Origin of the sequence: Empedobacter sp. UBA5987, from assembly GCF_002429865.1 — a bacterium.
GTDB lineage: Bacteria > Bacteroidota > Bacteroidia > Flavobacteriales > Weeksellaceae > Empedobacter > Empedobacter falsenii_B.
Window position 1 is genome coordinate 66,031 of record NZ_DJBB01000070.1, and the last position, 23,781, is coordinate 89,811.

A 23,781-nucleotide genomic window follows, 5' to 3' on the forward strand; every position below is an offset into this window, starting at 1 on the left:
CAATTTCTCCATATCTTTACTCCACTAAACCAACTCAATGAAATACATCACAGGTTTTTTTGTCCTTATTTGGCGCATTTGGATGATATTTTTAGCCGCAATTTATGTCCTAACAATAGGAGTTTTTATCGTGCTACCTTTGGCAAGTTTCGAAAAAACATTCCCATATATTTATCCGTTAATCAGATATTGGGGCAAATTTGTGTTGTACGGAACTGGATTTAGAATTGATTACAAAAAACTTGTTCCACTCGATCCGAAAGAAAACTATGTTTTTATAGCCAATCATACTTCGATTATGGATATTATGTTGATGTTGACGATTCTAAAACATCATCCAATCGTATTTGTAGGCAAGGCAGAGTTACTCAAAATCCCTATCTTTGGACGAATATTCGAACGAATTTGTATCCCTGTCGACCGAAAAAGTGCACGTAGTAAAGCACTTGTTTATCCCGAAGCAAAGAAAAAGTTAGACAAAAATCTGAGTATTTTTATTTTTCCTGAAGGAGGCGTTACAAACGACAAAGAATTCAAGATTTATTTGGATCCTTTCAAAGATGGAGCGTTTAACATTGCGATTGAAACACAAACGCCTTTGGCTGTTTTGGCGATTCACGGTGTTAATAAAATGTTTCCGTTTAATTGGTTTAGAGGTTATCCAGGAAAAATAAAAGTCCGACTATTGGAGACTTTCGAAACGAAAGATTTGAATGTAAAAAACGATAAAGTTGCTTTGAAAGAAGCTGCTTTCAACATGATTTTAAAAGATTTAGAACAATGAAAAATTTAGTTTATATCGCATTAGGAACGGCTTTAACGGCGGTTAGTTGCAATAAACAAATCTCTTCTACCACAGAAACTGAAGCAAAAGACAATCAAACTTTTGCTGATTTAGATAAAGCTCGCATCAAACATTTGAGTTTGGATATCGAAACTGATTTCGATACGCATCAAATCAAAGGTTCGGCAGCTTATACATTCGAAAATAATCAAGCAAAACAATTGATTTTAGATACCGAAAAACTAACAATTGATTCAGTTTTATTAGCGAATGGTCAAAAAACGACATACAGATTAGGTGAAAAAGATTCGATCAAAGGTCAAGCCTTAATCATTGATGTTACGCCAAATGATACAATTGTAAAAGTTTTCTACAAAACTTCGCCTGATGCAAATGCTTTACAATGGTTAAATCCGCAACAAACACACGATAAAAAACATCCGTTTTTATTGTCTCAAGGACAAGCAATTTTAACTCGTTCTTGGATTCCGATTCAGGATACACCAAGTGTTCGCCTTACGTATGATGCAAAAGTAAAAACACCAAAAGATTTGTTGCCTTTGATGAGTGCGATCAATCCGAAAGAAAAAAATGCCGAAGGTGTTTATACCTTCAAAATGCCTCAACCAATTGCACCTTATTTGATTGCTTTAGCTGTTGGTGATGTACAATATCAACCAATCGATAACAGAACGGGAGTTTATGCAGAACCTGGCTTATTGAAAGCTGCTGCTTGGGAATTTGCTGACATGGGAAAAATGGTAACGGCTGCCGAAAAATTATATGGAAAATATCCTTGGGAACAATTTGATGTATTGGTTTTACCGCCTTCGTTTCCTTTTGGTGGAATGGAAAATCCGCGTTTAACGTTTGCTACGCCAACTGCAATTGTAGGTGATCGTTCGATGACAAATTTGATTGCACACGAATTGGCTCATTCTTGGTCTGGAAATTTAGTAACGAATTCTACGTGGGATGATTTCTGGGTGAACGAAGGATTTACAGTTTATTTTGAGCGTCGAATCATGGAAGAATTAGAAGGAAAAGATTATGCGGATATGATTTCGGTAATCGGTTTTCAAGATTTGGAAACGTCGATGAAAAATATTCCAGAAAAATATACTTCATTAAAAGTGAACATGAAAGGAGCAAATCCTGATGATGCTTTTTCTGATGTTCCATACGATAAAGGTTATTTATTTTTGAAAATGTTAGAAGATAAATATGGTCGTGAAAAGTTTGATAAATTCTTGAATCAATATTTTTCTTCGCATGCATTCCAAACAATGACAACAGAAAAATTTGTTGATTATTTGAAAGCTAATTTAACAAATGGAGACGATTCTTTTGTTCAAGAATGGATTTATAACACAGGTTGGCCAAAAGATTTGAAAAAACCGACTTCAAAATTATTTGATTTAGCAGAAGCACAGTTACAACAAGATATTACAAACGGAAGAAATAAAGTTGCACCTAAAAAAGTGGCGATTTCTACGAAATCTACAAACGAATGGGTTCATTTTATTCGTCAAATTGATACAACTAAAAACACAAAAGAAGATTTAGCTTATTTGGATGCGATTTATGATTTTACAAATTCAAAAAATCCAGAAATTGAATGTGCTTGGTTCGAAAAAGCATTTTTAATGCATTACGATAAAGTCAACACAAATGCGAAAGAATTCTTGGTAAATGTTGGCCGTCGTAAATTTTTAGAGCCTTTATATTTAGCTTTAAAAGAATCTAATCAATTAGATTTAGCGAAAAATATTTACAAAGATGCGCGTCCAAATTATCATTTTGTTGCACGTCAAACAATTGATACAATGTTAAATTACAAACCATAAAACATGGCGATTGTAGCATATACAGACGGTTCGTCGTTGGGAAATCCTGGTCCAGGAGGATTTGGTTGTATTTTGTTGGAAACCGAGAAAAAAGTCAAAAAAGAAATTTCTCAAGGTTTTCGACTAACAACGAATAACCGAATGGAATTGTTAGCAGTTATTACGGCTTTGGAAACGCTAAAGTTTACTAATACTGAAATTACCATTGTGACGGATTCTAAATATGTGGTAGATGCTGTGGAAAAACGTTGGGTTTTTGGTTGGGTGCAAAAGAATTTCAAAGGAAAGAAGAATGCTGATTTGTGGAAAAGATTTTTAGAAGTTTATAAAATTCATCGTGTAAAATTTCAATGGATAAAAGGTCATGCTGGACATCATTGGAACGAAGAAGCTGATAAATTAGCGGTTGCGGCAGCAAATAAACCAGAAAATTTTAAGATAGATTCTTACTTCGAAATTCATCAAAACGAAGAATAATTTTCTACTTTTGTGAGGCAGAGAGAAAAATGAAAATGAAGACGTTGTGGAGATTTCTCCTACTACTTTTAATTACAATTTACAGTTGTTCACCTAAAAAAGAAAAAGGTGAACTTGTCTACTTTAGTGGACGAATTGCGAATGCGCAAACAGATAGCATTTACCTATTATTGAATAATCGTGAAAAAGCTTTTGCTTTAGATTTTGATGGAAACTTTTCGGATACTCTTCAGTTAGTTGACGAAGGCTACAAAACACTTTCTATCGAGCGCGAAGAGTTTACAATTTATTTGATTCCAGGTGATAGTTTGATTCTAAATACAGATTTAAAACATTTGGAGAATAATTTCAAATTCTCTGGAATAGGAAAAAATCGAAACAATTATTTGGTTGACAAAAGTTTTAAAACGGATAAATTCTTAACTGAACATACCGAATTATTTAAACTTGCTCCGACAGATTTCAAAAATCAAATCAAAAAGTTTCATCAAAAAGTTTTCGAAAATTTAGAAAAATTAGAAGTTAATTCTTCATTCATCAAAACAGAAAAAACGAATTTAAATTACGATTTTATCAATTTGTTGTACATATACAAGGATTCGTACACTTACTACAATCCTGCTTCACAACAATTACCCGTTAATTTTTTGACAGAATTAGACAAAATTGATTTAGATAATGACGAGGATTATAGAACGTATCAGAGTTACCGTAATATTGTCTTAACAAACTTACAAGAAAAATTATATCAAGGTCTTTCCCCAGATACTTTATTGGAAAACATCAAAAGTCAATCGATAAAAAACGGATTTATTAATTCATTAATCTATGAACTTGATCCAAAAGATCCGAATAGCAACGGAATTTATCAAGCAATACAAAAACATTGCAATTATCAACCTTGGTTGGACGAGGCTGCAAAAAGAATGAAAAAGTTTGGTTGATAACTTTAAAAAATGCTTTCAGAATCTGAAAGCATTTTTTAAACATTTTTTATTTAATTGAGACACAGAAGTATACTTGTTAGTTGTGTTTTTTAACTTTTTTACAAGCAACCTTTTTAAGAAATTTGCATCTATATTGTAGAATTAGTAATGAAATTGAAAATGTCTAAACCGAAAAGAATTCACAAAACTTACAAAAAGTCTATATTTAGTAAAATGAAAGTAAAACCAATAAACTTATTGCTTTTTATGGCAATCGTTTGTTTTATTTTTGTCGTATTTTTCTTAAAATAATTACAATTAAGTTCTTTCAAAGAAAAAGAAATAATTCTTCATCGCGTTCGTTTTAAAGTATATTTGTAAGAATCAAATTACACTATTAAGATATGAACGTTTATAAGCTTTTAAAATTAAATTGGTTAATTAAAAATCATCGGATAAAATTTTTAGGAATGTATCTTTTGCATAAAACAAATCAAAGATATATTGCTGTCAATTTTGATCCTGTGATGGCTTGTAATTTACGTTGCAAAATGTGTTATTTTACAGATGAAAATTATGTAAAGAAAACTAAAGGTATTTTTCCAAAAGAAGATTTATCAATTTTAGCTGATAAAATGTTTGGCAGAGCTCTTAAACTGCAAATTGGTTGCGGTACAGAACCTACTTTGTATAAAGATCTAGCGCAAATTGTTTCGTTAGGAAAAGCACATAAGGTTCCTTATATATCGCTTACAACGAATGCAAATTTGTTAACCAAAGAAAAGGTAAAAGAACTTGTGGATAATGGATTGAATGAATTCACTATTTCGTTGCATGGTGTACATCAAGAAGCTTACGAAAACTTTATGGGAAAAGCTTCTTTCGATAAATTTCACGAAGCTTTACAAGCAATTTATGAAGAAAAGAAAAATAATCCGAATCTTATTTTAAGAATCAATTATACGTTCAATAAAGATAATTTCTTGGAATTGATGGATTTCTTTGCGATGTATGGACAATATGAACCAAATATTCTCCAAATTCGTCCAATGAAAAGCATGGGTGATACCGAATATCAAGATACAGATATTTCGAGCCTGAAAGATAGCTATGATTCGGTTTTGAGAGAAATTAAAACTGAATCAAAGAATAGAGAAATGACTTTATTAGCAACTTCAACTTACGATGAATTAGTAAACGCAACAAACGTAGAAAGTTTAGTTTATAATTATACCTATTGTTACATACGACCTGGTTATACGTGGAAAGATGAATTTGATTACAAAAAGGATACTTTTAACGATTTCTCTAAAAAAATAGGTCTATCAAAAGAACTTTTGAAAAATGCTTTTTCGAGTAAAAAACAAATGGATAAACTCAAAACAAAAACTTCTTTAAATTATAATATTATTGAGTAAGATCTTAACTTCGTATCAAACTACGAAGAAATGACAAAGTCTGAAGCTAGAAAATATTACCGAACGTTAAGAAAATCATTCACCAAAGAAGAAGTGAATAGTTTCAGTGAGCAAATTTTTGAACACATCAAACAATTGGATTTTTCTACAGATCAGACTTTTCATATTTTCTTACCTATCGAAAAAAACAACGAAATCAATACTTATCCGATCATAAATTGGCTATTTCAACAGCAAAAAGAGGTGGTTTTACCATTGGTTGTTGGCGATGATATGATTAATTGTAAAGTAGAAAAAGGTTTCGAAACGATTTTAAATTCACTTCAAATTCCAGAACCCACTCAGTATTCGGAAATTGATTCAAAAGCGATTGATGTTATTTTTATTCCAATGTTCGTTGCCGATAAAAAAGGAAATCGCGTCGGATACGGTGGCGGATATTATGATAAGTTTTTGGCAAAATGTAAACCTAATTCAAAAAAAATAGGTCTAACTTATTTTAGACCTATTGAATATATTGAAGACGCTTATTTCGGCGATTTTCCTCTTGATTTTTGTATTACTCCAGACGAAATTGAATCCTTCTGAATTGAGTCTTGTTTTTCATTTAACGTTCTGAAATAGAATTTAAACTCTCGTTGAAATTTGATCGGCTCTTGTTTTAGCACAAATACACCAACATGATTATTGGTTTCGATTAACTTTTTATCCGAATTGAAATAATTAATTGTATATGCAATTCGCTTGATAGAGTCTGGTGTAATCGAATCTTTTGGTAAAATTGCAAATTTAGAAACGGAAGTAAATGTAACTTTTTTCGAACGAAGTTCTCTCAATAACGAAAATATTTCGGTCGTATCTTTTTTAGGAAAATAAGACAACAATTGATCTCTCAACAAGCTATCAACAACCGTATCATTGGTGTTAGATGCCAACGCCGAAAGCTCAAAAAACTCGCGCAATTTCTGCTTTGCAATAAAATTTACAGCTTCTACCGAATCCATTTTACTACTTACTGTCGATGCCTCGTTTTTGTAACCTTTTATCGCTTCTGGGTTGTAATCTCCTTTATATTTATCGTCTTTGCACGAAAATATCATCCAAAAACTCATCAGCAATATCATGCTAAACTGAACTATTTTACTTATCGTTCTCATCTTGCTGGATTTTAAATTTTAATTTCACAATTTTTCCATTTTTCCTTTCCGATTCGATCAAAGAAAAATTCTTTAACGACGTCGTAGGCATAGTAACTAAATTGATATATTGTTGTTTCGAAAGAATCTCTACACCAAAAAAATCATTGTCATAGACTTGATAAATCAACGCATCATCCGCAATCATTTGATTTAGCTTAGAAATTCGTTGTTTCAAATCTTTTGCTGAATTCGAATAATAATACAGCATAATCTTATAATCATCTGGCTCTAACAAAAGCATTTCTGGCTGATTATATTGATGCAAATTAACCCTAAACGTATCTTGTTTATAGTAAGGTGAACTCACAAACATCTTGATTGTATCTTTTTGCGATTCAAATTTGATACAACCTGTTTTGGTCGATAAATAAAGTGGTGTAAAACCATCTCTAATAATTGTAACCTCAACAGAATTGGTAATTGCAGCTTGTCTATCCGAGTCTACAAAACAAAATTCGTACTCGCGCTGACCAAAAATTGAATAATAAATAGTTGCTCCAATTCCGCTCAACAAAACAACAGCAGCTGCTATTATCGAAATCAATTTTAGCTTGGGTTTTATTTTAACAGCTTCCTCTTTTGCAGGAATTATTTCTTTTTCTGTTGATGGTTTAACTTCTGCTTGAATCTCTATTTCAGATTCTTCTGGAGTTATATGTTCTGATGAAAAATTTTCGTTTTCTTTTGCTTCAATCGTCGATTCTTCAGCTTTATTTGGACCAAAATGTTCTATTTTCTGAACATTAAGAAAGTGTGCCCAATTTTTATATCCACAATATTGCGCCAAAAGATTGAGCATATCAATACGCGGAAGCTTCTGAAAATCTGACTTAAAATACGTATAAAACCACTTTTCGCTAACGGTAGATCTGGTTTTATTGAATAAATCGTCTTGGAAAGATGTAATTTCTTGCCCCTTCCAATCGGAGATATTTTCGGATTGAGCAGAATTTTCTTCCAAAAATCGATTTGAAATCGTTTTTTTCAGAATTTCGAAAATTTCTATATCTGTAAATTTGCTCAAAAAATAAAATTTATAAAATTGGTTTTCAGTATTTTGTAAAATAATTTCGATTTTACAAATTGTCTTTTAATACAACTACAAATAAAATAATTTTTTTGATATGTTGAGTTGTATTTCTTTATTAATGCGTTGTTAAATGATTTCTTTTGTTGTAAAACATTTGTTGAATATTCAATGATTGGATTACAATCATCTTACAACTATTTTGCTTCGAAAAACTTTGATATCAGCTTAACTTTGGTTCAACAAAATGATTGAAAAAATCAACAAAAACAAAAAATAAATTAAACATTTAAAAAATTAAAGTTATGAAAAAATTAGCATTAAACGTAATCGTATTAGGAGTAATCGGAACTGCATTTGGTTTAACATCTTGTAATTTATTTGGATCGAAAGAAACAAAAACTGAAACAGAAGTAAAAAATGACACGATTACAACAATCGAAGATTCTGTAAAAATTGACTCTGTAGGAAAAGATTCTGTTGTTATCAAAGATTCGGCAGTTGTAAAAGAAACTCCTGTAAAAGTTGAAACAACTACGACTACAACAACAGAGAAAAAATAATTTGTAGAATAGATTAAACAAAAAAATCAAATGAAAAAATTAGCGTTATTCGCTTTCGCAGCGATTTCTTTCACAGCAATTTCTTGTAAACAAGAACCAACAAGTGTAGGAGAACCAACAACAGTTATTGAAGATTCTGTAAATGTTGAAAAAGCAGAAATTCCTTCGGCAGATTCTGTAGAAGGAGTTACGGTAGATTCTTCGAAAACTGTAAATCCAGCAGGAACAACAAAAGATTCTGTTGCGAAATAGAACTTAAAAACTCAAAAAAAAATCCGCTCGTTAAGCGGATTTTTTTGTTTCTATATCTAAGATTAAGATTCTTTCAATGATTTAATATCAATCACAAAACGGTACTTCACATCAGATTTCATCATTCGCTCGTAAGCTTCATTAATGTTTTGAATATCGATCATTTCGACATCAGACACAATATTATGTTCTCCACAAAAATCTAACATTTCTTGTGTTTCCTTGATTCCTCCAATTAAAGATCCTGCTAAATTACGACGTTTCATAATCAATAAACCTCCGTGAACAGCATCTAAAGGCTCGATAGCTCCAACCATACACATTGTTTTATCTAATTTTAATAATTGTAAATATGGATTAACATCGTGTTTTACAGGAATTGTATTCAATAAAAAATCAAATGAATTTGCATGCGCTTTCATTTGTGTTGCATCTTTCGAAATTAAAACCTCATCAGCTCCAAGTTTCTTTGCATCTTCACCTTTAGATTCAGAAGTTGTAATCATTACCACATGTGCACCCATTGCTTTTGCAAATTTAACACCCATATGTCCCAAACCTCCAAGACCGATTACACCAACTTTATCGCCCGCTTTTACATTCCAATGACGCAAAGGAGACCAAGTTGTAATTCCCGCACACAACAATGGCGCAGCAGCTTTTACATCGATACTTTCAGGTACGTGAAGCACAAAATCTTCTTCTACCACAATATTTTCTGAATAACCACCGTAAGTGATTCCGCCATGTTTCGAGTTTTTAGAATTATACGTTCCCGTAAAACCATTTTCACAATACTGCTCCAAACCTTCGTCGCAAGAATGACAATGTTGACAAGATTCGACCATACAACCTACTCCAACCAAATCTCCAACTTTGAATTTTGTCACTTCAGAACCAACTTCTTTTACTCGACCAATGATTTCGTGTCCAGGAACAACCGGATAATTTGGTTTTCCCCAATCTCCTTTCGCAGTGTGAATATCGCTGTGACAAACCCCGCAATACTCGATATCGATAAAAATATCTTTCGCCTGTAAATGTCTACGTTCTATTGTGTGTGGCGCTAATGGATCAGTTTCATTGAACGCTGCGTATGTTTTTGTGTTCATTATTTTTAAAATTTTTAACCCTATAAAATTAAAAAATCTACCTGAATAATCAGATGGTTTTGAATGAATTAAATTATAATTATTTCAATTTTTTGATTCCCATGTTCCACAAAGTGAAGGCATATTTATCAGCTGTTTCATTGATCACAACTTCTGTCGAACGACCTGCTCCGTGACCAGCTTTTGTTTCAATTCTGATTAAAACTGGATTATCACACGCTTGTTTCGCTTGTAAATTTGCCGCAAACTTGTAAGAATGTGCAGGAACTACACGATCATCATGATCTCCTGTTGTGACTAATGTAGCAGGATAACATGTTCCTTCTTTTACGTTGTGAACTGGTGAATATCCTTTCAAATACTCGAACATTTCTTTGCTATCATCAGCTGTTCCATAATCATAACCCCAACCTGCACCAGCAGTAAATGTATGATAACGTAACATATCTAAAACACCAACTGCAGGCAATGCTACTTTTGCTATTTTTGGATTAATTGTTTCTGTTGCTCCAACTAATAATCCTCCGTTAGATCCTCCTGATAATGCAGTAAAATCTGGTGAAGTGTAATTGTTTTTCTGTAAATATTCTGCAGCAGCAATGAAATCATTAAAAACATTTAATTTATTGAATTGACGCCCTCCATCGTGCCATTTTTTACCATATTCTCCACCTCCACGTAGGTTTGGAACAGCGTAAACTCCACCATTTTCAATCCAAGCAGCAGTTGCTGGACTAAATCCTGGTGTTAAACTAATATTGAATCCGCCGTATCCATAAACAATTGTAGGATTTTTACCATTTTTCTTCAATCCTTTTTTATACGTAATAATCATCGGAACTTTTGTCCCATCTTTTGACGTATAAAAAACTTGTTCAGAAATGTAATCATCTGAATTAAATTTCACATTTGGTTTAATGTAAACATCTGAAGAACCTGATTCTACATTGTACTTGTAACTTGTAGAAGGTGTGATATAATTTGAAAATCCGAAATAGATTTCTTTCTCTGATTTTTTCCCTCCAAATCCTGATGCAGAACCAACTCCAGGCAATGTAATTTGACGAACTTTTGATCCATCATATTTGTATTGCTCTACAACCGAAATTGCATCTTTTAAGTATTTAGCAAATAAATAACCTCCTCCTGTAGAAACAGATAATACATTTTCAGTTTCTGGAATAACGGTTTGCCAAGCAGCTTCGCTCAAATCTGAGATTGTAGCTTTTACAACCTTGTTATTAGGTGCTTTGTTATTCGTAAAAATGTAGAAAGTCTCTCCATCATTATCAATAACAGAAGTATTTGTATCAAAGTTGTTCACAATCGTTTTGATTGGGCTATTTGCTTGAGACAAATCCTGATAATACAACTCATTTCCTGTTGTTGTATTGGCTGCAGATATGATTAAGAAACGTTCATCATCTGTCAAATAAGCACCAACATAGCGGCGAGGTGTTTCTGCTCCTCCAAAAATCAATTGATCTTTTTTCTGAGCTGTTCCTAATTTGTGGTAATATAATTTGTGTTGATCTGTTTTCTCAGATAATTCAGATCCTTTTGGTTTATCATAAGACGAATAGTAGAAACCGTCGTTTCCTTTCCAAGCTGTTCCAGAGAATTTAACATCAATCAATGTTTCTCCAACTTGTGTTTTATCTTTTGCATTCAAAACAATTACTTTTCTCCAGTCCGATCCACCTTCTGAAATAGAATAGGCAACTAAGCTTCCATCTTTAGAAAAGCTAACATCAGCCAACGAAACAGAACCATCTTTCGAGAATTTATTCGGATCTAAAAAAACTTCTTCCGTTCCGTTTTCACCTAATTTACGGTACAAAACTGAGTGTTGTTGTAAACCATCATTTTTGTAGTAATACGTATAATCTCCTTCTTTAAAAGGAGTCGAAATTTTCTCGTAATTCCAGATATCTGTCAACGATTTTTTCAATTGCGTGCGTAAAGGAATCTCATTCAAATAAGCATAAGTTGCTTTATTTTGTTCGATTACCCATTTCTTAGTATCCTCAGACAAATCGTCTTCCAACCAACGATATGGATCTTGTACATTCTCTCCAAAATACGTATCAACATGATCAATTTTTTTTGTATCTGGATACTTTTTCTTATAACTCTGTGCATTCACTCCTACCATAAGGGCAACATTAAATAAAATAAAAGCAGTTTTTTTCATTTCTTCTTAGTATAGCTATTTTGGTAAAGATAATAAAATCAAAAAGATAAATTGGTATTGAAAAAAATGATTTATTTTTGGGCAAAATCCTCTCAGATTTTAATTGAAATGAATACTTACAACTTCGCGGCAACTTAACGTTAAATTCATTTTGATTTAAAAATTTATCAAGTATTTTTAATTTTTTTAAAACCAAAAAAATGACTGTAGAAAAGTCTTTAACAGCCAAAATTGGGTCTATTTTTTCGTTAATTAAACAATCTTTTTCAAGCGAAAACTTAGATTTAACCGCGTTACCAATCAAAAAATCAGTCTTTCTATTAGCAATTCCGATGATGTTCGAAATGGTGATGGAATCTGTCTTTGCATTGGTCGATTTATATTTTGTAGGACATTTAAAAGAAAGCGCTTTCGCCATACAAACCGTTGGTCTTACAGAATCTTTATTAACAATTGTTTATTCGATTTCAATAGGAATAAGTATGGCTGCAACTGCCATTATTGCACGAAGAATTGGTGAAAAGAAACCCGAAAAAGCTTCGGAAAGTGCTTCGCAAGCAATTTTATTATCGATAATCATTACAATTCTGTTGAGTATTTTCGGATTTATATTCTCCAAAGATTTATTGATTTGGATGGGATCAACCGAACAAGCCGCAGAATACGGGAAGAATTTCACTAAAATAATGATGGCAAGTTGTTTATCAATTGTGTTATTATTCTTGATTAACGGAATTTTTCGCGGAGCTGGAAATGCAGCAATTGCGATGAAAAGTTTGTGGTTAGCTAACGGAATCAATATTATTTTGTGTCCAATTCTTGTTCGCGGATGGTTCTTTTTTCCTGAAATGGGATTAGAAGGAGCAGCCTTAGCTACTGCAATTGGTAGAAGTGGTGGTGTGGTTTATCAATTGTATGGTTTAACGAAAAAAGATTCATTAATTCAAATCAAATGGAGTTATTTCGTTCCAAAATCTAAACTAATTATCAATATTGTAAAAATTGCAGTACCAGCTATTGTACAATACATTATTGCTAGTTGTAGTTGGATTATTCTTGCGCGAATTGTTGCTCAATCTGGTGGAGAAATTGCCTCATCTGGTTATCAAACAGCTTTACGACTGATGATGTTTTTTATGTTACCTGCTTGGGGATTGAGCAATGCTGCGGCAACTTTAGTTGGTCAAAACTTAGGAAATAAAGATCCCGAAAAAGCAGAAAAATCAGTCCTTATGACCATGAAATTTAACATCATTTACATGTTGATTGTAAGTGTTATTTTCTATGGATTAAGCAATTATTTAGTCTCAATTTTTACAACAGAAGAACATATCAAAATCGTTGCAAAAGAAGGAATGTATATTTTGGCAACTGGTTTTTTATTATACGGAATTGGAATGGTAATGATGAATGCTTTTAATGGAGCAGGCGATACAATGACGCCAACGATTATCAATTTTGTTGGATTTTGGTTATTTCAAATTCCGTTAGCTTATGTACTTTCTTATCATTTCAATTTGAAAGAAGAAGGCGTATTTATTGCAATTCCTGTTTCGGAAACGTTTATTGCAATTTTAGCATTTATTCTCTTTAAACGAGGGAAATGGAAGCAGAAAATAGTATAAAAAAAATCGCTCAAATGAGCGATTTTTTTATGTTTTTATCCTTTGTAAGTATAATATCTTGCACCTTTCAAATCTGGAATTTCAGTTTCAATGCGATCTAAGGCAAAACCTTTCGAATCATTAATAGATGTTTTCAGATTTTTATTGTGTAAATCTTGGTATTGTTCAAAAGAAATTGCTTCTCTTTTATTTAAATAAGTGAACAAATCCATTTTATTCATCACATTCTTCCAACCTTCACCAATTTGTCCTTGAAAAACTTTCGATTTAGATCCAGAACCATACGCAATAAAACCAACTGTTTTTCCATTTAATTCTTCATTGCTATCTGCGCTTACTTGTAGAGCCGATAAAAATGCTGTAAAAACTGAAGCTGTGTACATATTTCCGATCTCAGAAGAAGCACGTTGAGTTGGTTCTACTTTTTCTTTGATTAAGGCTTTATATTCATCCGATTTTGAAACAACTTTCAAGTTATCATTCGAATTATCTTGATCATTTTCTAATGCAAAAACATCCGAAAACATTCTTTTTCCTTGAAATGCATAAGGCAAGTGAAAAGCAATATATCGCCAACTTTCGTACAATTTACCTTCTATTTTAGCCTCATCTTTAAAGTTGAAATAAGCTTCTCTAACTCTGTTTTTATAACATTCGTTAGAATATTGCCCTTCAAAAACGGGTTCATCAGAAAAGATTTCGATTTCAGATTTTGTTGTTCCTAAAGCATTCAAAATCGCTTCATCAGAAGTTGATTGATGTGGTTTAAAGAAATCAAAAACAGATTCCATTCCAATTCCCCAATTGTTATCAAACGCAATCAAATCTGGTTGATTCGAGATTAACATCGCTACTGCACCAGCACCTTGCGTATATTCTCCCGTCGATTCTAAACCATATTTTGCATAATCGGCTGCAATTACAATTGCTTTTTTAGCTGGATTTACACGAACATAATCGATAGAATTGTGCATCGCATCTACTCCACCCACGCACGCAAACGTCATATCCACAACATCTGTATGTCTAAAAGGTCGTTCTCCAAATTGATTTGCCAAAACAGATTCTACCAATTGTACTGCATAAGTTGCGGTTGGTTTTGCTCCATCCAAAGCACTTTCTGTTCCTAAATAAATTCGTCCGATTTCGTTTGGATTAACATTAAAATCTGTAATCAATTTCAACAAAGCATTCGCAGCAATAGTTGCTGTATCTTCGTGAACATCTAAAACTGACATTCTCTTTAAACCTAAACCAATTTCAAGTTTATCAGGATCAATATTACGCTGAATTGCTAAATCTTTTATTGGTAAATATATATGCGGAACGTAGATAGAAGCCGCCTCTATTCCATACTTCATTTTCGTTGATTTTTAAGCGAACTTCAAAGTTAAGGGTATTTTAATTTTATTCTGGCATGAAATAAATCCTGAATTTTAAGAAATCTAATTTCATTATAAATTACTCAAAAAAGAATGCTTTTAATTATAAAATTTCTTAAATTTAAGAGCATAATTTAAAATATCAATTTTCAAAATGGCACGTACTTTTTACAAATCAATTAAAAATTCTATCAAATATTGGTGGATTTTACTTATCATAGGATTACTATTTGTTGGATTAGGAATTTATTGTTTTGCATTTCCTACTGCATCATATGTAGCACTTTCAGTCTTCTTTGCAGTTTCGTTTTTATTTTCAGGAATTTCAGAAATTATCTTTTCCATTTCGAACAAAGATGAAATTGATAGTTGGGGCTGGACATTGACATATGGAATTATTACAACTATTGTTGGATTTATGTTAGTTGTAAATCCAATTCTAAGTTTAGAAGTTTTTGCTTATTATGTTGGATTTTTAATTTTATTCCGCTCAATTTCTGGAATTAGTTATGCTTTCGACCTAAAAAATTATGGCGTAAAAGATTGGGGAATTTCTCTGTTCTTAGCTATTATTGGATTAATCATTTCGCTTATTTTATTATCATCTCCACAATTAGCAGGTTTAACAGCTGTTGCATGGCTAGGATTAGCAGTTATTTCTACCGGATTATTTGCGATTTTTATTTCATTACAATTGAAGAAAATTAAAGATATCCCGAATAATATTTCGGACGATTTGAGAAGTCGATACGAAGAAATTAGAAAAGAAATCGAAGATTTTAAAAATCAATAAAAAACAAAAACCTCTACTTTAATTGAAGTGGAGGTTTTTGTTTTATTTTCCTAAGATTCCTTCTAAAAATCCAGTTTTAAAAGATTCAATCATAACATCTGGTTGATCTATAAAATTTAGAAAACCATAAGCTAGAACTGCACCTATAGCAATTTTTCCAATTGTTAATAAAGATAGCTTTTTCATATTACCTTGATCTAAAATCGAATGTAATAAATATTTACAATATCGGTGCTAACAATCTACAAATTGATGCAAATGCACGGTAATACCAAGGTCTATTTTCCCATTTTTCAAGAGTTAATAATTCTGAATCCTCTTTATCTATATCAAATTGAGCACTCATTTGTTGCAATAACGTCGTGTTTTCAATCACCGAAGTAATCTCGAAATTAATCATAAAACTACGATAATCTAAATTCACTGTTCCAATAAAAGCCAATTTATCATCAACCGTTATTGTTTTGGCGTGAATAAATCCTTTTTCGTATAAATAAACTTTTACACCCCGCTTCATCAAAGGTTTTAGGAATGATAATGACGCTTGTTGCACTACAATAGAATCGCCTTTTTTAGGTATAATCAACTCCACTTCTACTCCGCTCGAAACAGCAATCATCATCGCTGTTTTAAATTCGTCACTTGGTATAAAATATGGCGTGCACAATTGCACTTTCTTTTTCGCCAAAGTAATTGCCAAAACCATCGCTTCCATAGCCGAATGTAAATCACTTCCTGGTGAAGAGAGTCCAAAACTAACTGTTGATAAATCGTTATTTTCTTGAGATGAATAAAAATATTTTGGATCAGAAATATTATACTTTTTGCCTTCCGTCATCATCCAATTTAAATAAAAATGCAATTGCAAACTATTGATAGAATCTCCTTCAATCATCACAGAAGTATCACGCCAATAAACCTTATTATTTGGGCTTATTACACTATTTTGATTGATGTATTTATCACTAATGTTAATTCCGCCTACAAATGCTTTTTTGCCATCAACAATCAAAATTTTGCGGTGATTACGGTAATTAGAATTCGCCAAAGACGAAAATCGAACAGGTAAAAATGTTTGAAATTCCACACCTGTTCCATCAAATCTTGATTGATGTTTATTTAGTTTCGGCGAGCCAAAATCATCCGCAGTAACACGAACTTCTACACCATTTTTAGCTTTTTCAATCAGAATATCAATGATTTCATTTCCGATATGATCTTCATCAAAAATATAATATTCGAGATGAATATGATCTTTCGCTTCACGTAAAGCTTCCAAAAAAAGAGGGAATTTTTCTTCTCCATTTGTCAACAACTTTACTTTATTATTTGTTGCAGGATAAGCAACTCTTGCATTGTTTAAATAACGATAAACCTGTGACAACGAACCTATTCTTATATTTACTTTATCTAAATCATCTTGAACAAATTGATCCATTTTTGCCCATTTCTCGTTGATGATTTTTTGATGATTCTTATCTATTCGTTTAAAAAACTCATCTTTTTTAAATTTTTGTCCAAAGAAAAAATAAAGAATTATTCCGATAAATGGTAGAAATACAATCACTAATATCCATGCAATTGTTTTGGTAGGGTTTCGATTTTCGATCAAAATAGTAACAATCACCATTATATAAAGGACGGTAAGCGGAACCCAATACCATTCTTTGATAAAATTCCAGATGTGCAAAAGTGTGATTGACCATTCCATTTGTTACCAATTCGTAATTTTTATAAAAATAAATGAATAAAAATCAATTCCTTAAAAAATTAATAGAAAATATTTAAAAATAATTTTGGAAATATAAAACAAACCTTCTTATATTTGCAATCCAAAATGACGGTGCCTTAGCTCAGTTGGTAGAGCAAAGGACTGAAAATCCTTGTGTCCCTGGTTCGATTCCTGGAGGCACCACCACATTTATAAAACCTCAAGCATGTGTTTGAGGTTTTTTTTTTGAATGAACATAACAATTTATTCATCGAGTATTTTAGAGTTGCATCTAAATATTCCGTAAATTGCGTAAAACATGGAAATAGGAAATAGACCTTGGGGTTCTTACTATGTATTAGAGGACACCGATATATATAAATTGAAGAGAATAGAAGTGAATGTTGGCGGGCGTTTGTCTTACCAATATCACAATCATCGTGCAGAAGTTTGGACAATTGTTCAGGGAACCGCAATGGTGACACTTGATGATAAAGAATATGAATACAAAGCGGGTGAAGTCGTTATTATTCCATTAAAAGCAAAACATCGTATTCAGAACATAGGTAATGAAACATTAATTTTTATCGAAGTTCAACATGGTACGTATTTTGGTGAGGAAGACATCATTCGCATTGAAGATGATTACAACCGATCATCTGAAGATTAATAAAAACTAATTATAAAAGACTAAACTGATTGACTATGAAAATCGGAATTACATTTAGTGCTTTTGATTTGCTTCATGCGGGACATATCAAAATGCTAGAAGACGCAAAACAACATTGCGATTATTTGATTGTAGGTTTACAAACAGATCCAACATTAGATCGACCAGAAAAAAACAAACCAACGCAAACTGTTGTAGAACGCTACATTCAGTTAAAAGGTTGCAAATTTGTTGACGAAATTGTGCCTTATGCAACAGAAGAAGATTTGGAAGACGTTTTGAGATCTTTCAAAATCGATGTGCGTATTTTAGGTATTGAATACCAAGACAAAAACTTTACAGGACGTAAATATTGTGAAGAAAAAGGAATCGAATTGTATTACAATTCAAGAGACCACCGTTTCTCAAGTTCCGGACTTAGAAAAGTGGTTGCCGAAAAAGAACTTCTTAAAGTTGTAAAATAAAAATTGAGTAAGGTTAGAGTTTGTCTAACCTTTTTTATTTACAATACTTTATCAATCAAAAAATTAATGTAAAAAATAAATCGAAAAATTATACCTTTGCAGAATGTCAAATATAGTTGCAATTGTAGGAAGACCAAACGTTGGTAAATCTACGTTCTTCAACAGAATGATCCAAAAAAGACAAGCTATCGTTGATGACACTTCTGGTGTTACACGTGACCGTCACTATGGAAAATCTGATTGGAATGGAAAAGAGTTTACCGTAATCGATACCGGAGGGTATGTCGTTGGTTCAGATGATACCTTTGAAGAAGAGATCCGCAAGCAAGTTGAATTGGCTATTGATGAAGCAAATGTAATTTTGTTCATGGTAGACAATCAAGTTGGTTTAACGGATATGGATAAGGAAGTTGGCAACCTTTTAAGACGCACTAAGAAGCCTACATTCTTAGTTGTGAATAAGGTCGATACCAACAAAAATTTAGACGATTCTTATGAGTTTTATAACTTAGGATTCGAAAAAATGTACACAATCGCTGCAATGAGCGGAAGTGGAACAGGTGAATTATTGGATGATGTGGTAGATTGTTTTACAGAAGAACAACACATTGATCCATTCGAAGGTTTACCTAAAATTACGATCGTAGGTCGTCCAAATGCTGGAAAATCTACATTAATCAATGCATTATTAGGTGAAGAACGTAATATTGTAACGGATATCGCAGGAACAACACGTGATTCTATCGAAACGTTGTACAATAAATTTGGACACGAATTTGTTTTGGTAGACACTGCCGGAATGCGTAAAAAAGGAAAAGTAAGCGAAGATTTAGAATTCTATTCTGTGATGCGTTCGGTTCGTGCAATCGAAGAATGCGACGTTTGTGTCTTAGTAATTGATGCAGAACGTGGTATTGAAGCACAAGATTTGAATATTCTTTATTTAGCAGAACGTAACCGAAAAGGTGTGGTCATCTTAATCAACAAATGGGATTTATTGGAAAAAGAAACCAATACAATGAAAGAATACAAAGATGCTATTCTAAAACGTATTGCGCCTTTTACAGACGTTCCTGTGTTGTTTATCTCGGCTCTTACAAAACAACGTGTCTTGAAAGCTGTTGATACATTTATCGAAGTTTACGAGAACCGCAGTCGTCGTATCAAAACAAGTAAATTAAACGAAACCTTGTTACCGATTATCGAGATTACACCTCCACCTGCAGTAAAAGGAAAATACATCAAAATCAAATATGTAACGCAGTTACCTACAAAAACGCCTCAATTTGCGTTTTTCTGTAACTTGCCACAATATATTAGAGATCCTTACAAACGATTTATCGAAAATCAATTGAGAAAGGAGTTCAATTTTGAAGGAGTTCCAGTTGAAGTTTACTTCAGAAAGAAATAATAAAAATCCAAAAAGTCCATTTACAATTTGTAGATGGACTTTTTTATTGATAACAATAGAATTTAACATTCATAAAAAAAGCTCAACGATTGACGCTGAGCATTTTTGTGACCGAGACAGGATTCAAACCTGTAACCTCTTGAGCCGTAATCAAGTGCGCTATTCAGTTGCGCCACTCGGCCGTTTGAAATAATTGAAAGTATTTTCCCTTATTTTCGAATGCAAATATACAGCTCTTTTATCGTAAAAACCTAAGCTTTTCGAGAAAAATTTTTAACAATAATTTAATTTACAACGAATCAATTGCTTACAAAAATATTTTTTTTAAGATTTTAACAGAATTCTTAACTTGCTTCCTCTAAATTCAATCCAAATGATAAAAAAATTTATTCTAACCTCATTCGTTCTTCTTGCCATTAGTAGTTGTAAACAGTCAAAAGAAGCTGTTAAAACTGAACAAGAAAATACAACTTTTCAGTTTGCAAAAAATATTTCTATCGAAGAAAACAACCAAACAATCACGATAAAATCTTCTGGAAATACAATTTCATTTGATAAAAAAGACTTGCCTATCAAAACTGTGATGGTTGAAACTTCATCTGCCGTTACGTTTTTAGATCAATTAGGAAGTCTTGACTTAATCAAAGGAGTTTGCGATGCAGATTTTATTTACAATCCTAAAATAGCAGAAGGAATTGCGAATAAATCAATCTTAAAAGTTGGAAATTCAAACGAACTATTCACAGAAATTATCTTAAAAAATAAACCACAATTGATTATCGCAAGTTCTAATCCTGTTTTAGCAAAATTTCATCAACAATTAGAACAAAATGGAATAAAAGTATTGTATTTAGATGAATACAAAGAGCAAAACCCATTGGGACAAGTTGAGTATTTGAAGGTTTTCGGAAAATTATTCGGAAAAGATACAGAAGCTGAAAAACGCGTAGAAACGGTTAAAAATAATTACGACTCCATCAAAAATATCATTCAAACCAAAGGTCAAGGTAATGTTTCAACAATTGTGAATACAATGTATGGCGACATTTGGTACGTTCCGACAAATGACTTGTTGCAAGCAAAATTAATAGACGATGCGAAAGGAAATTATATTTTCAAGAATAAAACAGGTGAAAATAGTTTGAGCTTAACATTTGAAGAAGTTTATACAGCTGGAAAATCTGCAAATTATTGGATCAATGTTACAAACGTAAATACGTTGGCAGAAATGAAAGCTTCTTATCCAAACTATGCGTGGTTTGATGCATTTAAGAAAGGAAATGTGTACGCTTACAACAAACGTATGAATGCAAAAGGTTCGAATGATTATTTTGAACAAGGAATTCTTCGTCCTGATATTATTTTGAATGATTTAGGAAAAATTTTCTATCCAAATTTATTCCCAACGTATGATTTATACTTTTATCAACAATTGAAATAAATGACTGAGATTATTCAAAAATTCGAGGATTTTATTCTAAAATCAATGAATTTATCCATTTCTAAGCTAGAAAAAGATGCAGAATGTGACGAATATATTGGTTATAATTTCAATGTTAATGAGTTTTCTATAAAATTTAGAAAAGCGAAAATTACACCTAAAAAAGTTGGTCAATTTGTAACGTTATGGAAACGAAATACAGCTAAACAAACCAAACCTTTCGATGAAAATGATGTATTTGATTATTACATTATTGCTACAGAAGAAGATTCGAAACTAGGTTTTTATATTTTCCCGAAATCAATTTTAATTGAAAAGAATATTTTAACCTCAATTAAAAAAGAAGGAAAACGAGGTTTTAGAGTTTATCCGAATTGGGTAAAACCTGAAAATAAACAAGCGGAGAAAACTCAAAATTGGCAACAAGATTATTTCGTAGAAGTCAACAATCAACAGATTGATTTAAATAAAGTTAAATCATTATTCAAATAATAATTGAGATGTCTCGACTAGCTCGACATGACATTTCCTGAATACTTTTTTATGAAAATTATAAAACTATATGAAATGTCATTCCAGCGTTAGGAGGAATATCTACTATATTTATATTTCAAAATTTGAGATTTAAATAAAGACATCAAACAATTTAGGTATTCCTTGTACTTCAATGTCACTTTTTACTTGACTAAAAAGTAACCAAAAAGTCAAGACTGTAAATCTATTAGACTAAAAATAATTTCATTTCACTAAAGTTTTTAAAAACCCTACGGGCTAAAATCTTTTTAATGTTACATTCAATTATTTTCTTAACGTCATAAATTTAAGGCCATTTTTAATAGGACGATTACATTAATTATTACTTTGTAAATAAATAGAGTGATGTCTCGGCATGACAATTTCTAAATGCTTTTTTATGAAAATTAAAACTAAAGGATATAATCTCTAATATATTATTTAAAACATTATTCCAATAAAAAAATCCTGCTCAATTGAACAGGATTTTTTGTTTATAATATTTTCTATCTTAGAATAACTCCGATTGAAATTGCTCTAAGAAACGTTTATCATTCTCTGTGTACAAACGGATATCCCCAATTTGATACAACAACAACGCAATACGCTCAATTCCCATACCGAATGCATAACCCGAATATTTTTCAGGATCGATATCTACATTGCGCAAAACGTTAGGATCTACCATTCCACATCCCATAATTTCTAACCAACCTGTCCCTTTTGTCATACGATAATCAGTTTCGGTTTCTAATCCCCAATATACGTCAACCTCTGCAGAAGGCTCTGTAAACGGGAAATATGACGGACGTAAACGAATTTCAGATTTACCAAATAACTCAGTTGTAAAATAACTTAAAGTTTGTTTCAAATCTGCAAACGAAACACCTTCGTCGATGTATAAACCTTCGATTTGGTGGAACATCATATGCGAACGAGACGAAATCGCTTCGTTACGGTAAACACGACCAGGTGCTAAGAAACGCATTGGTGGTTGATTTTTCTCCATATGACGAATCTGCGTAGACGATGTATGCGTACGCAACACAATATCTGGATCAGTTTCGATGAAAAATGTATCTTGCATGTCTCTCGCAGGGTGATGTGCAGGCAAATTTAACGCTGTAAAATTGTGCCAATCATCTTCGATTTCTGGCCCTTCAGAAACGCTGAATCCAATGCGATTAAAAATCTCGATAATACGATTTTTTGTAATGTTAATTGGATGACGAGATCCTAATGGAAACGGCTCTCCAGGACGCGTTAAATCTAAAGAAGAATCAGTTTTTCCTTCGTTTGAGATTTCATTTTTAAGAACAGTTGATTTTTCAGTTGCCAATGTTTTTAACTCATTCACAACTTGACCAAATTCCTTTTTTTGTTCATTCGGAACAGATTTGAACTGTGTAAACAAGTCCGTTAAAATTCCTTTTTTTCCTAAAAATTTAATTCTGAATTCTTCAATTTCAGCAGCATTTGTTGAATGGAAGTTTTTTACTTCTTCAATATATTGTTTGATTTGGTCAATCATAATTTCTGATCAATTTGATTACAAATTTAACCGATAATCAACTTATAACAAATTATTCGAGTACTTTTATCTTTATTCCACTAAAACTCTGTAAAAATGGCTCAACCAATTTTAGAAATTAATTTTAAAAAAATTAGTTATGATTTAGATAAAGTTAATTTGAAGTATCGAGAAATCTATTATTTTCATTTTTTGCTCATCCAAAAAACATTTGAAATTAAAAGGAGGAGCCATGGAATGGCTCAGGTAATTCAACTAAATAAATTATTTCCATAAAGTTGGCAACTCGCTCCACTCAGACACTCCAACTTTTTTTATTCCAATAATTTAGAGTTGAATTGCATTTCGATCCTAAATCGTCGGATTTTTTTAATTCCTATTTAAACATTCAAATCCACGTTTTATAACGAATTTTAGAGTCGACATACGATTTGCAGACGA

The 23,781-nt window shown here is 32.0% G+C and carries 24 protein-coding genes and 2 tRNA genes; 17 read left to right on the plus strand and 9 right to left on the minus strand.

The window, feature by feature from the left end; translation table 11 throughout:
• The first annotated feature begins 37 nt into the window (after nt 1-37).
• The 6 genes from B3J26_RS12390 to B3J26_RS12415 all read left to right on the plus strand — a co-directional run bounded on the left by B3J26_RS12390 (nt 38) and on the right by B3J26_RS12415 (nt 6,040).
• Nucleotides 38-784, plus strand: a complete 747-nt coding sequence (locus tag B3J26_RS12390) for a lysophospholipid acyltransferase family protein (protein WP_244957993.1) — start codon at nt 38-40, stop codon at nt 782-784.
• On the plus strand, nt 781-2,631 hold the full coding sequence (locus tag B3J26_RS12395) for a M1 family metallopeptidase (RefSeq protein ID WP_291074721.1): 1,851 nt from the start codon (nt 781-783) through the stop codon (nt 2,629-2,631). The genes B3J26_RS12390 and B3J26_RS12395 overlap by 4 nt, the downstream gene beginning before the upstream one ends.
• Nucleotides 2,632-2,634: 3 nt before the next feature.
• On the plus strand, nt 2,635-3,108 hold the full coding sequence (rnhA, locus tag B3J26_RS12400; RefSeq protein ID WP_038336544.1) for a ribonuclease HI: 474 nt from the start codon (nt 2,635-2,637) through the stop codon (nt 3,106-3,108).
• A gap of 29 nt (nt 3,109-3,137) precedes the next feature.
• The gene (locus B3J26_RS12405) at nt 3,138-4,052 is read left to right on the plus strand and encodes a hypothetical protein (protein ID WP_291074722.1); all 915 of its coding nucleotides are present in this window, start codon (nt 3,138-3,140) and stop codon (nt 4,050-4,052) included.
• A gap of 386 nt (nt 4,053-4,438) precedes the next feature.
• The gene (locus B3J26_RS12410) at nt 4,439-5,452 is read left to right on the plus strand and encodes a radical SAM protein (protein ID WP_038336547.1); all 1,014 of its coding nucleotides are present in this window, start codon (nt 4,439-4,441) and stop codon (nt 5,450-5,452) included.
• A gap of 30 nt (nt 5,453-5,482) precedes the next feature.
• Nucleotides 5,483-6,040: a 5-formyltetrahydrofolate cyclo-ligase gene (locus B3J26_RS12415; protein WP_291074723.1), complete on the plus strand. Its 558-nt coding sequence runs from the start codon at nt 5,483-5,485 to the stop codon at nt 6,038-6,040.
• On the opposite strand, the gene B3J26_RS12420 is transcribed toward B3J26_RS12415, so the two are convergent.
• Together B3J26_RS12420 and B3J26_RS12425 are read right to left on the minus strand one after the other, a co-directional pair.
• Nucleotides 5,980-6,609, minus strand: coding sequence for a hypothetical protein (locus tag B3J26_RS12420; RefSeq protein WP_291066273.1), 630 nt, complete (start codon nt 6,607-6,609; stop codon nt 5,980-5,982). The genes B3J26_RS12415 and B3J26_RS12420 overlap by 61 nt on opposite strands.
• Nucleotides 6,593-7,675, minus strand: coding sequence for a hypothetical protein (locus B3J26_RS12425; protein WP_291068814.1), 1,083 nt, complete (start codon nt 7,673-7,675; stop codon nt 6,593-6,595). Before B3J26_RS12425 ends, B3J26_RS12420 begins: the two co-directional genes overlap by 17 nt.
• Before the next feature lie 308 nt (nt 7,676-7,983).
• Here B3J26_RS12425 and B3J26_RS12430 point away from each other — a divergent pair, with 308 nt between their 5' ends.
• Both B3J26_RS12430 and B3J26_RS12435 read left to right on the plus strand, forming a co-directional pair.
• Complete coding sequence (locus B3J26_RS12430; RefSeq protein WP_038336554.1) at nt 7,984-8,241, plus strand: hypothetical protein; 258 nt, start codon at nt 7,984-7,986, stop codon at nt 8,239-8,241.
• 30 nt (nt 8,242-8,271) lie between these two features.
• Nucleotides 8,272-8,493 (plus strand): hypothetical protein, encoded by a 222-nt coding sequence (locus B3J26_RS12435; protein ID WP_125349179.1) that lies wholly within the window; start codon nt 8,272-8,274, stop codon nt 8,491-8,493.
• Nucleotides 8,494-8,555: 62 nt separating this feature from the next.
• Here the strand turns inward: B3J26_RS12435 and B3J26_RS12440 are convergent, their stop codons facing one another.
• Nucleotides 8,556-9,605 (minus strand): NAD(P)-dependent alcohol dehydrogenase, encoded by a 1,050-nt coding sequence (locus tag B3J26_RS12440; RefSeq protein ID WP_291074724.1) that lies wholly within the window; start codon nt 9,603-9,605, stop codon nt 8,556-8,558.
• A gap of 79 nt (nt 9,606-9,684) precedes the next feature.
• Nucleotides 9,685-11,799: a prolyl oligopeptidase family serine peptidase gene (locus tag B3J26_RS12445; protein ID WP_291074725.1), complete on the minus strand. Its 2,115-nt coding sequence runs from the start codon at nt 11,797-11,799 to the stop codon at nt 9,685-9,687.
• Nucleotides 11,800-11,999: 200 nt separating this feature from the next.
• Between B3J26_RS12445 and B3J26_RS12450 the strand changes: the two genes are divergently transcribed.
• Nucleotides 12,000-13,424, plus strand: coding sequence for an MATE family efflux transporter (locus tag B3J26_RS12450; protein ID WP_291074726.1), 1,425 nt, complete (start codon nt 12,000-12,002; stop codon nt 13,422-13,424).
• 35 nt (nt 13,425-13,459) lie between these two features.
• Here the strand turns inward: B3J26_RS12450 and B3J26_RS12455 are convergent, their stop codons facing one another.
• Nucleotides 13,460-14,785 (minus strand): hydroxymethylglutaryl-CoA synthase family protein, encoded by a 1,326-nt coding sequence (locus B3J26_RS12455; RefSeq protein WP_291074727.1) that lies wholly within the window; start codon nt 14,783-14,785, stop codon nt 13,460-13,462.
• 175 nt (nt 14,786-14,960) lie between these two features.
• On the opposite strand from B3J26_RS12455, the gene B3J26_RS12460 reads away from it, so the two are divergent.
• Nucleotides 14,961-15,599 carry an HdeD family acid-resistance protein gene (locus tag B3J26_RS12460; RefSeq protein WP_291066261.1) on the plus strand — a complete coding sequence of 213 codons (639 nt, stop codon included), beginning with the start codon at nt 14,961-14,963 and terminating at the stop codon, nt 15,597-15,599.
• A gap of 42 nt (nt 15,600-15,641) precedes the next feature.
• Here the strand turns inward: B3J26_RS12460 and B3J26_RS12465 are convergent, their stop codons facing one another.
• Together B3J26_RS12465 and cls are read right to left on the minus strand one after the other, a co-directional pair.
• Nucleotides 15,642-15,785 (minus strand): hypothetical protein, encoded by a 144-nt coding sequence (locus B3J26_RS12465; RefSeq protein WP_181816261.1) that lies wholly within the window; start codon nt 15,783-15,785, stop codon nt 15,642-15,644.
• 34 nt (nt 15,786-15,819) lie between these two features.
• Nucleotides 15,820-17,310: a cardiolipin synthase gene (gene cls, locus B3J26_RS12470; protein WP_291074728.1), complete on the minus strand. Its 1,491-nt coding sequence runs from the start codon at nt 17,308-17,310 to the stop codon at nt 15,820-15,822.
• A 131-nt stretch (nt 17,311-17,441) separates the two neighbouring features.
• On the opposite strand from cls, the gene B3J26_RS12475 reads away from it, so the two are divergent.
• From B3J26_RS12475 to der, 4 genes are all read left to right on the plus strand, one after another.
• Nucleotides 17,442-17,517: transfer RNA gene (locus B3J26_RS12475), tRNA-Phe, on the plus strand.
• Between the two features lie 112 nt (nt 17,518-17,629).
• Nucleotides 17,630-17,980 carry a phosphomannose isomerase type II C-terminal cupin domain gene (locus tag B3J26_RS12480; RefSeq protein ID WP_038336510.1) on the plus strand — a complete coding sequence of 117 codons (351 nt, stop codon included), beginning with the start codon at nt 17,630-17,632 and terminating at the stop codon, nt 17,978-17,980.
• 35 nt (nt 17,981-18,015) lie between these two features.
• Complete coding sequence (locus tag B3J26_RS12485; RefSeq protein ID WP_180905607.1) at nt 18,016-18,444, plus strand: adenylyltransferase/cytidyltransferase family protein; 429 nt, start codon at nt 18,016-18,018, stop codon at nt 18,442-18,444.
• Nucleotides 18,445-18,547: 103 nt separating this feature from the next.
• Nucleotides 18,548-19,855: a ribosome biogenesis GTPase Der gene (gene der / locus B3J26_RS12490; RefSeq protein WP_280049488.1), complete on the plus strand. Its 1,308-nt coding sequence runs from the start codon at nt 18,548-18,550 to the stop codon at nt 19,853-19,855.
• 108 nt (nt 19,856-19,963) lie between these two features.
• On the opposite strand, the gene B3J26_RS12495 is transcribed toward der, so the two are convergent.
• Nucleotides 19,964-20,037 (minus strand) — tRNA-Arg (locus B3J26_RS12495).
• Nucleotides 20,038-20,228: 191 nt separating this feature from the next.
• On the opposite strand from B3J26_RS12495, the gene B3J26_RS12500 reads away from it, so the two are divergent.
• Both B3J26_RS12500 and B3J26_RS12505 read left to right on the plus strand, forming a co-directional pair.
• Nucleotides 20,229-21,296, plus strand: a complete 1,068-nt coding sequence (locus B3J26_RS12500; protein WP_280050859.1) for an ABC transporter substrate-binding protein — start codon at nt 20,229-20,231, stop codon at nt 21,294-21,296.
• Nucleotides 21,297-21,788, plus strand: a complete 492-nt coding sequence (locus B3J26_RS12505) for a MepB family protein (RefSeq protein ID WP_291074729.1) — start codon at nt 21,297-21,299, stop codon at nt 21,786-21,788.
• A gap of 532 nt (nt 21,789-22,320) precedes the next feature.
• Here the strand turns inward: B3J26_RS12505 and B3J26_RS12510 are convergent.
• Nucleotides 22,321-23,340 (minus strand): phenylalanine--tRNA ligase subunit alpha, encoded by a 1,020-nt coding sequence (locus B3J26_RS12510; protein WP_291074730.1) that lies wholly within the window; start codon nt 23,338-23,340, stop codon nt 22,321-22,323.
• A 96-nt stretch (nt 23,341-23,436) separates the two neighbouring features.
• On the opposite strand from B3J26_RS12510, the gene B3J26_RS12515 reads away from it, so the two are divergent.
• Entirely contained in the window at nt 23,437-23,616 is a 180-nt protein-coding gene (locus B3J26_RS12515; RefSeq protein ID WP_291074731.1) for a hypothetical protein, read from the plus strand.
• Nucleotides 23,617-23,781: the final 165 nt, after the last annotated feature.

What these genes read in the sequence shown, in the direction of transcription:
- B3J26_RS12445 (WP_291074725.1), bottom strand. Translation starts at nt 11,799, where the DNA reads ATGAAAAAAACTGCTTTTATTTTATTTAATGTTGCCCTTATGGTAGGA.
- B3J26_RS12480 (WP_038336510.1), top strand. Translation starts at nt 17,630, where the DNA reads ATGGAAATAGGAAATAGACCTTGGGGTTCTTACTATGTATTAGAGGAC.
- cls (WP_291074728.1), bottom strand. Translation starts at nt 17,310, where the DNA reads ATGGAATGGTCAATCACACTTTTGCACATCTGGAATTTTATCAAAGAA.
- B3J26_RS12465 (WP_181816261.1), bottom strand. Translation starts at nt 15,785, where the DNA reads ATGAAAAAGCTATCTTTATTAACAATTGGAAAAATTGCTATAGGTGCA.
- B3J26_RS12410 (WP_038336547.1), top strand. Translation starts at nt 4,439, where the DNA reads ATGAACGTTTATAAGCTTTTAAAATTAAATTGGTTAATTAAAAATCAT.
- B3J26_RS12420 (WP_291066273.1), bottom strand. Translation starts at nt 6,609, where the DNA reads ATGAGAACGATAAGTAAAATAGTTCAGTTTAGCATGATATTGCTGATG.
- B3J26_RS12505 (WP_291074729.1), top strand. Translation starts at nt 21,297, where the DNA reads ATGACTGAGATTATTCAAAAATTCGAGGATTTTATTCTAAAATCAATG.
- B3J26_RS12510 (WP_291074730.1), bottom strand. Translation starts at nt 23,340, where the DNA reads ATGATTGACCAAATCAAACAATATATTGAAGAAGTAAAAAACTTCCAT.
- B3J26_RS12500 (WP_280050859.1), top strand. Translation starts at nt 20,229, where the DNA reads ATGATAAAAAAATTTATTCTAACCTCATTCGTTCTTCTTGCCATTAGT.
- der (WP_280049488.1), top strand. Translation starts at nt 18,548, where the DNA reads ATGTCAAATATAGTTGCAATTGTAGGAAGACCAAACGTTGGTAAATCT.
- B3J26_RS12450 (WP_291074726.1), top strand. Translation starts at nt 12,000, where the DNA reads ATGACTGTAGAAAAGTCTTTAACAGCCAAAATTGGGTCTATTTTTTCG.
- B3J26_RS12460 (WP_291066261.1), top strand. Translation starts at nt 14,961, where the DNA reads ATGGCACGTACTTTTTACAAATCAATTAAAAATTCTATCAAATATTGG.
- B3J26_RS12415 (WP_291074723.1), top strand. Translation starts at nt 5,483, where the DNA reads ATGACAAAGTCTGAAGCTAGAAAATATTACCGAACGTTAAGAAAATCA.
- B3J26_RS12395 (WP_291074721.1), top strand. Translation starts at nt 781, where the DNA reads ATGAAAAATTTAGTTTATATCGCATTAGGAACGGCTTTAACGGCGGTT.
- B3J26_RS12430 (WP_038336554.1), top strand. Translation starts at nt 7,984, where the DNA reads ATGAAAAAATTAGCATTAAACGTAATCGTATTAGGAGTAATCGGAACT.
- rnhA (WP_038336544.1), top strand. Translation starts at nt 2,635, where the DNA reads ATGGCGATTGTAGCATATACAGACGGTTCGTCGTTGGGAAATCCTGGT.
- B3J26_RS12440 (WP_291074724.1), bottom strand. Translation starts at nt 9,605, where the DNA reads ATGAACACAAAAACATACGCAGCGTTCAATGAAACTGATCCATTAGCG.
- B3J26_RS12455 (WP_291074727.1), bottom strand. Translation starts at nt 14,785, where the DNA reads ATGAAGTATGGAATAGAGGCGGCTTCTATCTACGTTCCGCATATATAT.
- B3J26_RS12435 (WP_125349179.1), top strand. Translation starts at nt 8,272, where the DNA reads ATGAAAAAATTAGCGTTATTCGCTTTCGCAGCGATTTCTTTCACAGCA.
- B3J26_RS12390 (WP_244957993.1), top strand. Translation starts at nt 38, where the DNA reads ATGAAATACATCACAGGTTTTTTTGTCCTTATTTGGCGCATTTGGATG.
- B3J26_RS12405 (WP_291074722.1), top strand. Translation starts at nt 3,138, where the DNA reads ATGAAAATGAAGACGTTGTGGAGATTTCTCCTACTACTTTTAATTACA.
- B3J26_RS12515 (WP_291074731.1), top strand. Translation starts at nt 23,437, where the DNA reads ATGGCTCAACCAATTTTAGAAATTAATTTTAAAAAAATTAGTTATGAT.
- B3J26_RS12485 (WP_180905607.1), top strand. Translation starts at nt 18,016, where the DNA reads ATGAAAATCGGAATTACATTTAGTGCTTTTGATTTGCTTCATGCGGGA.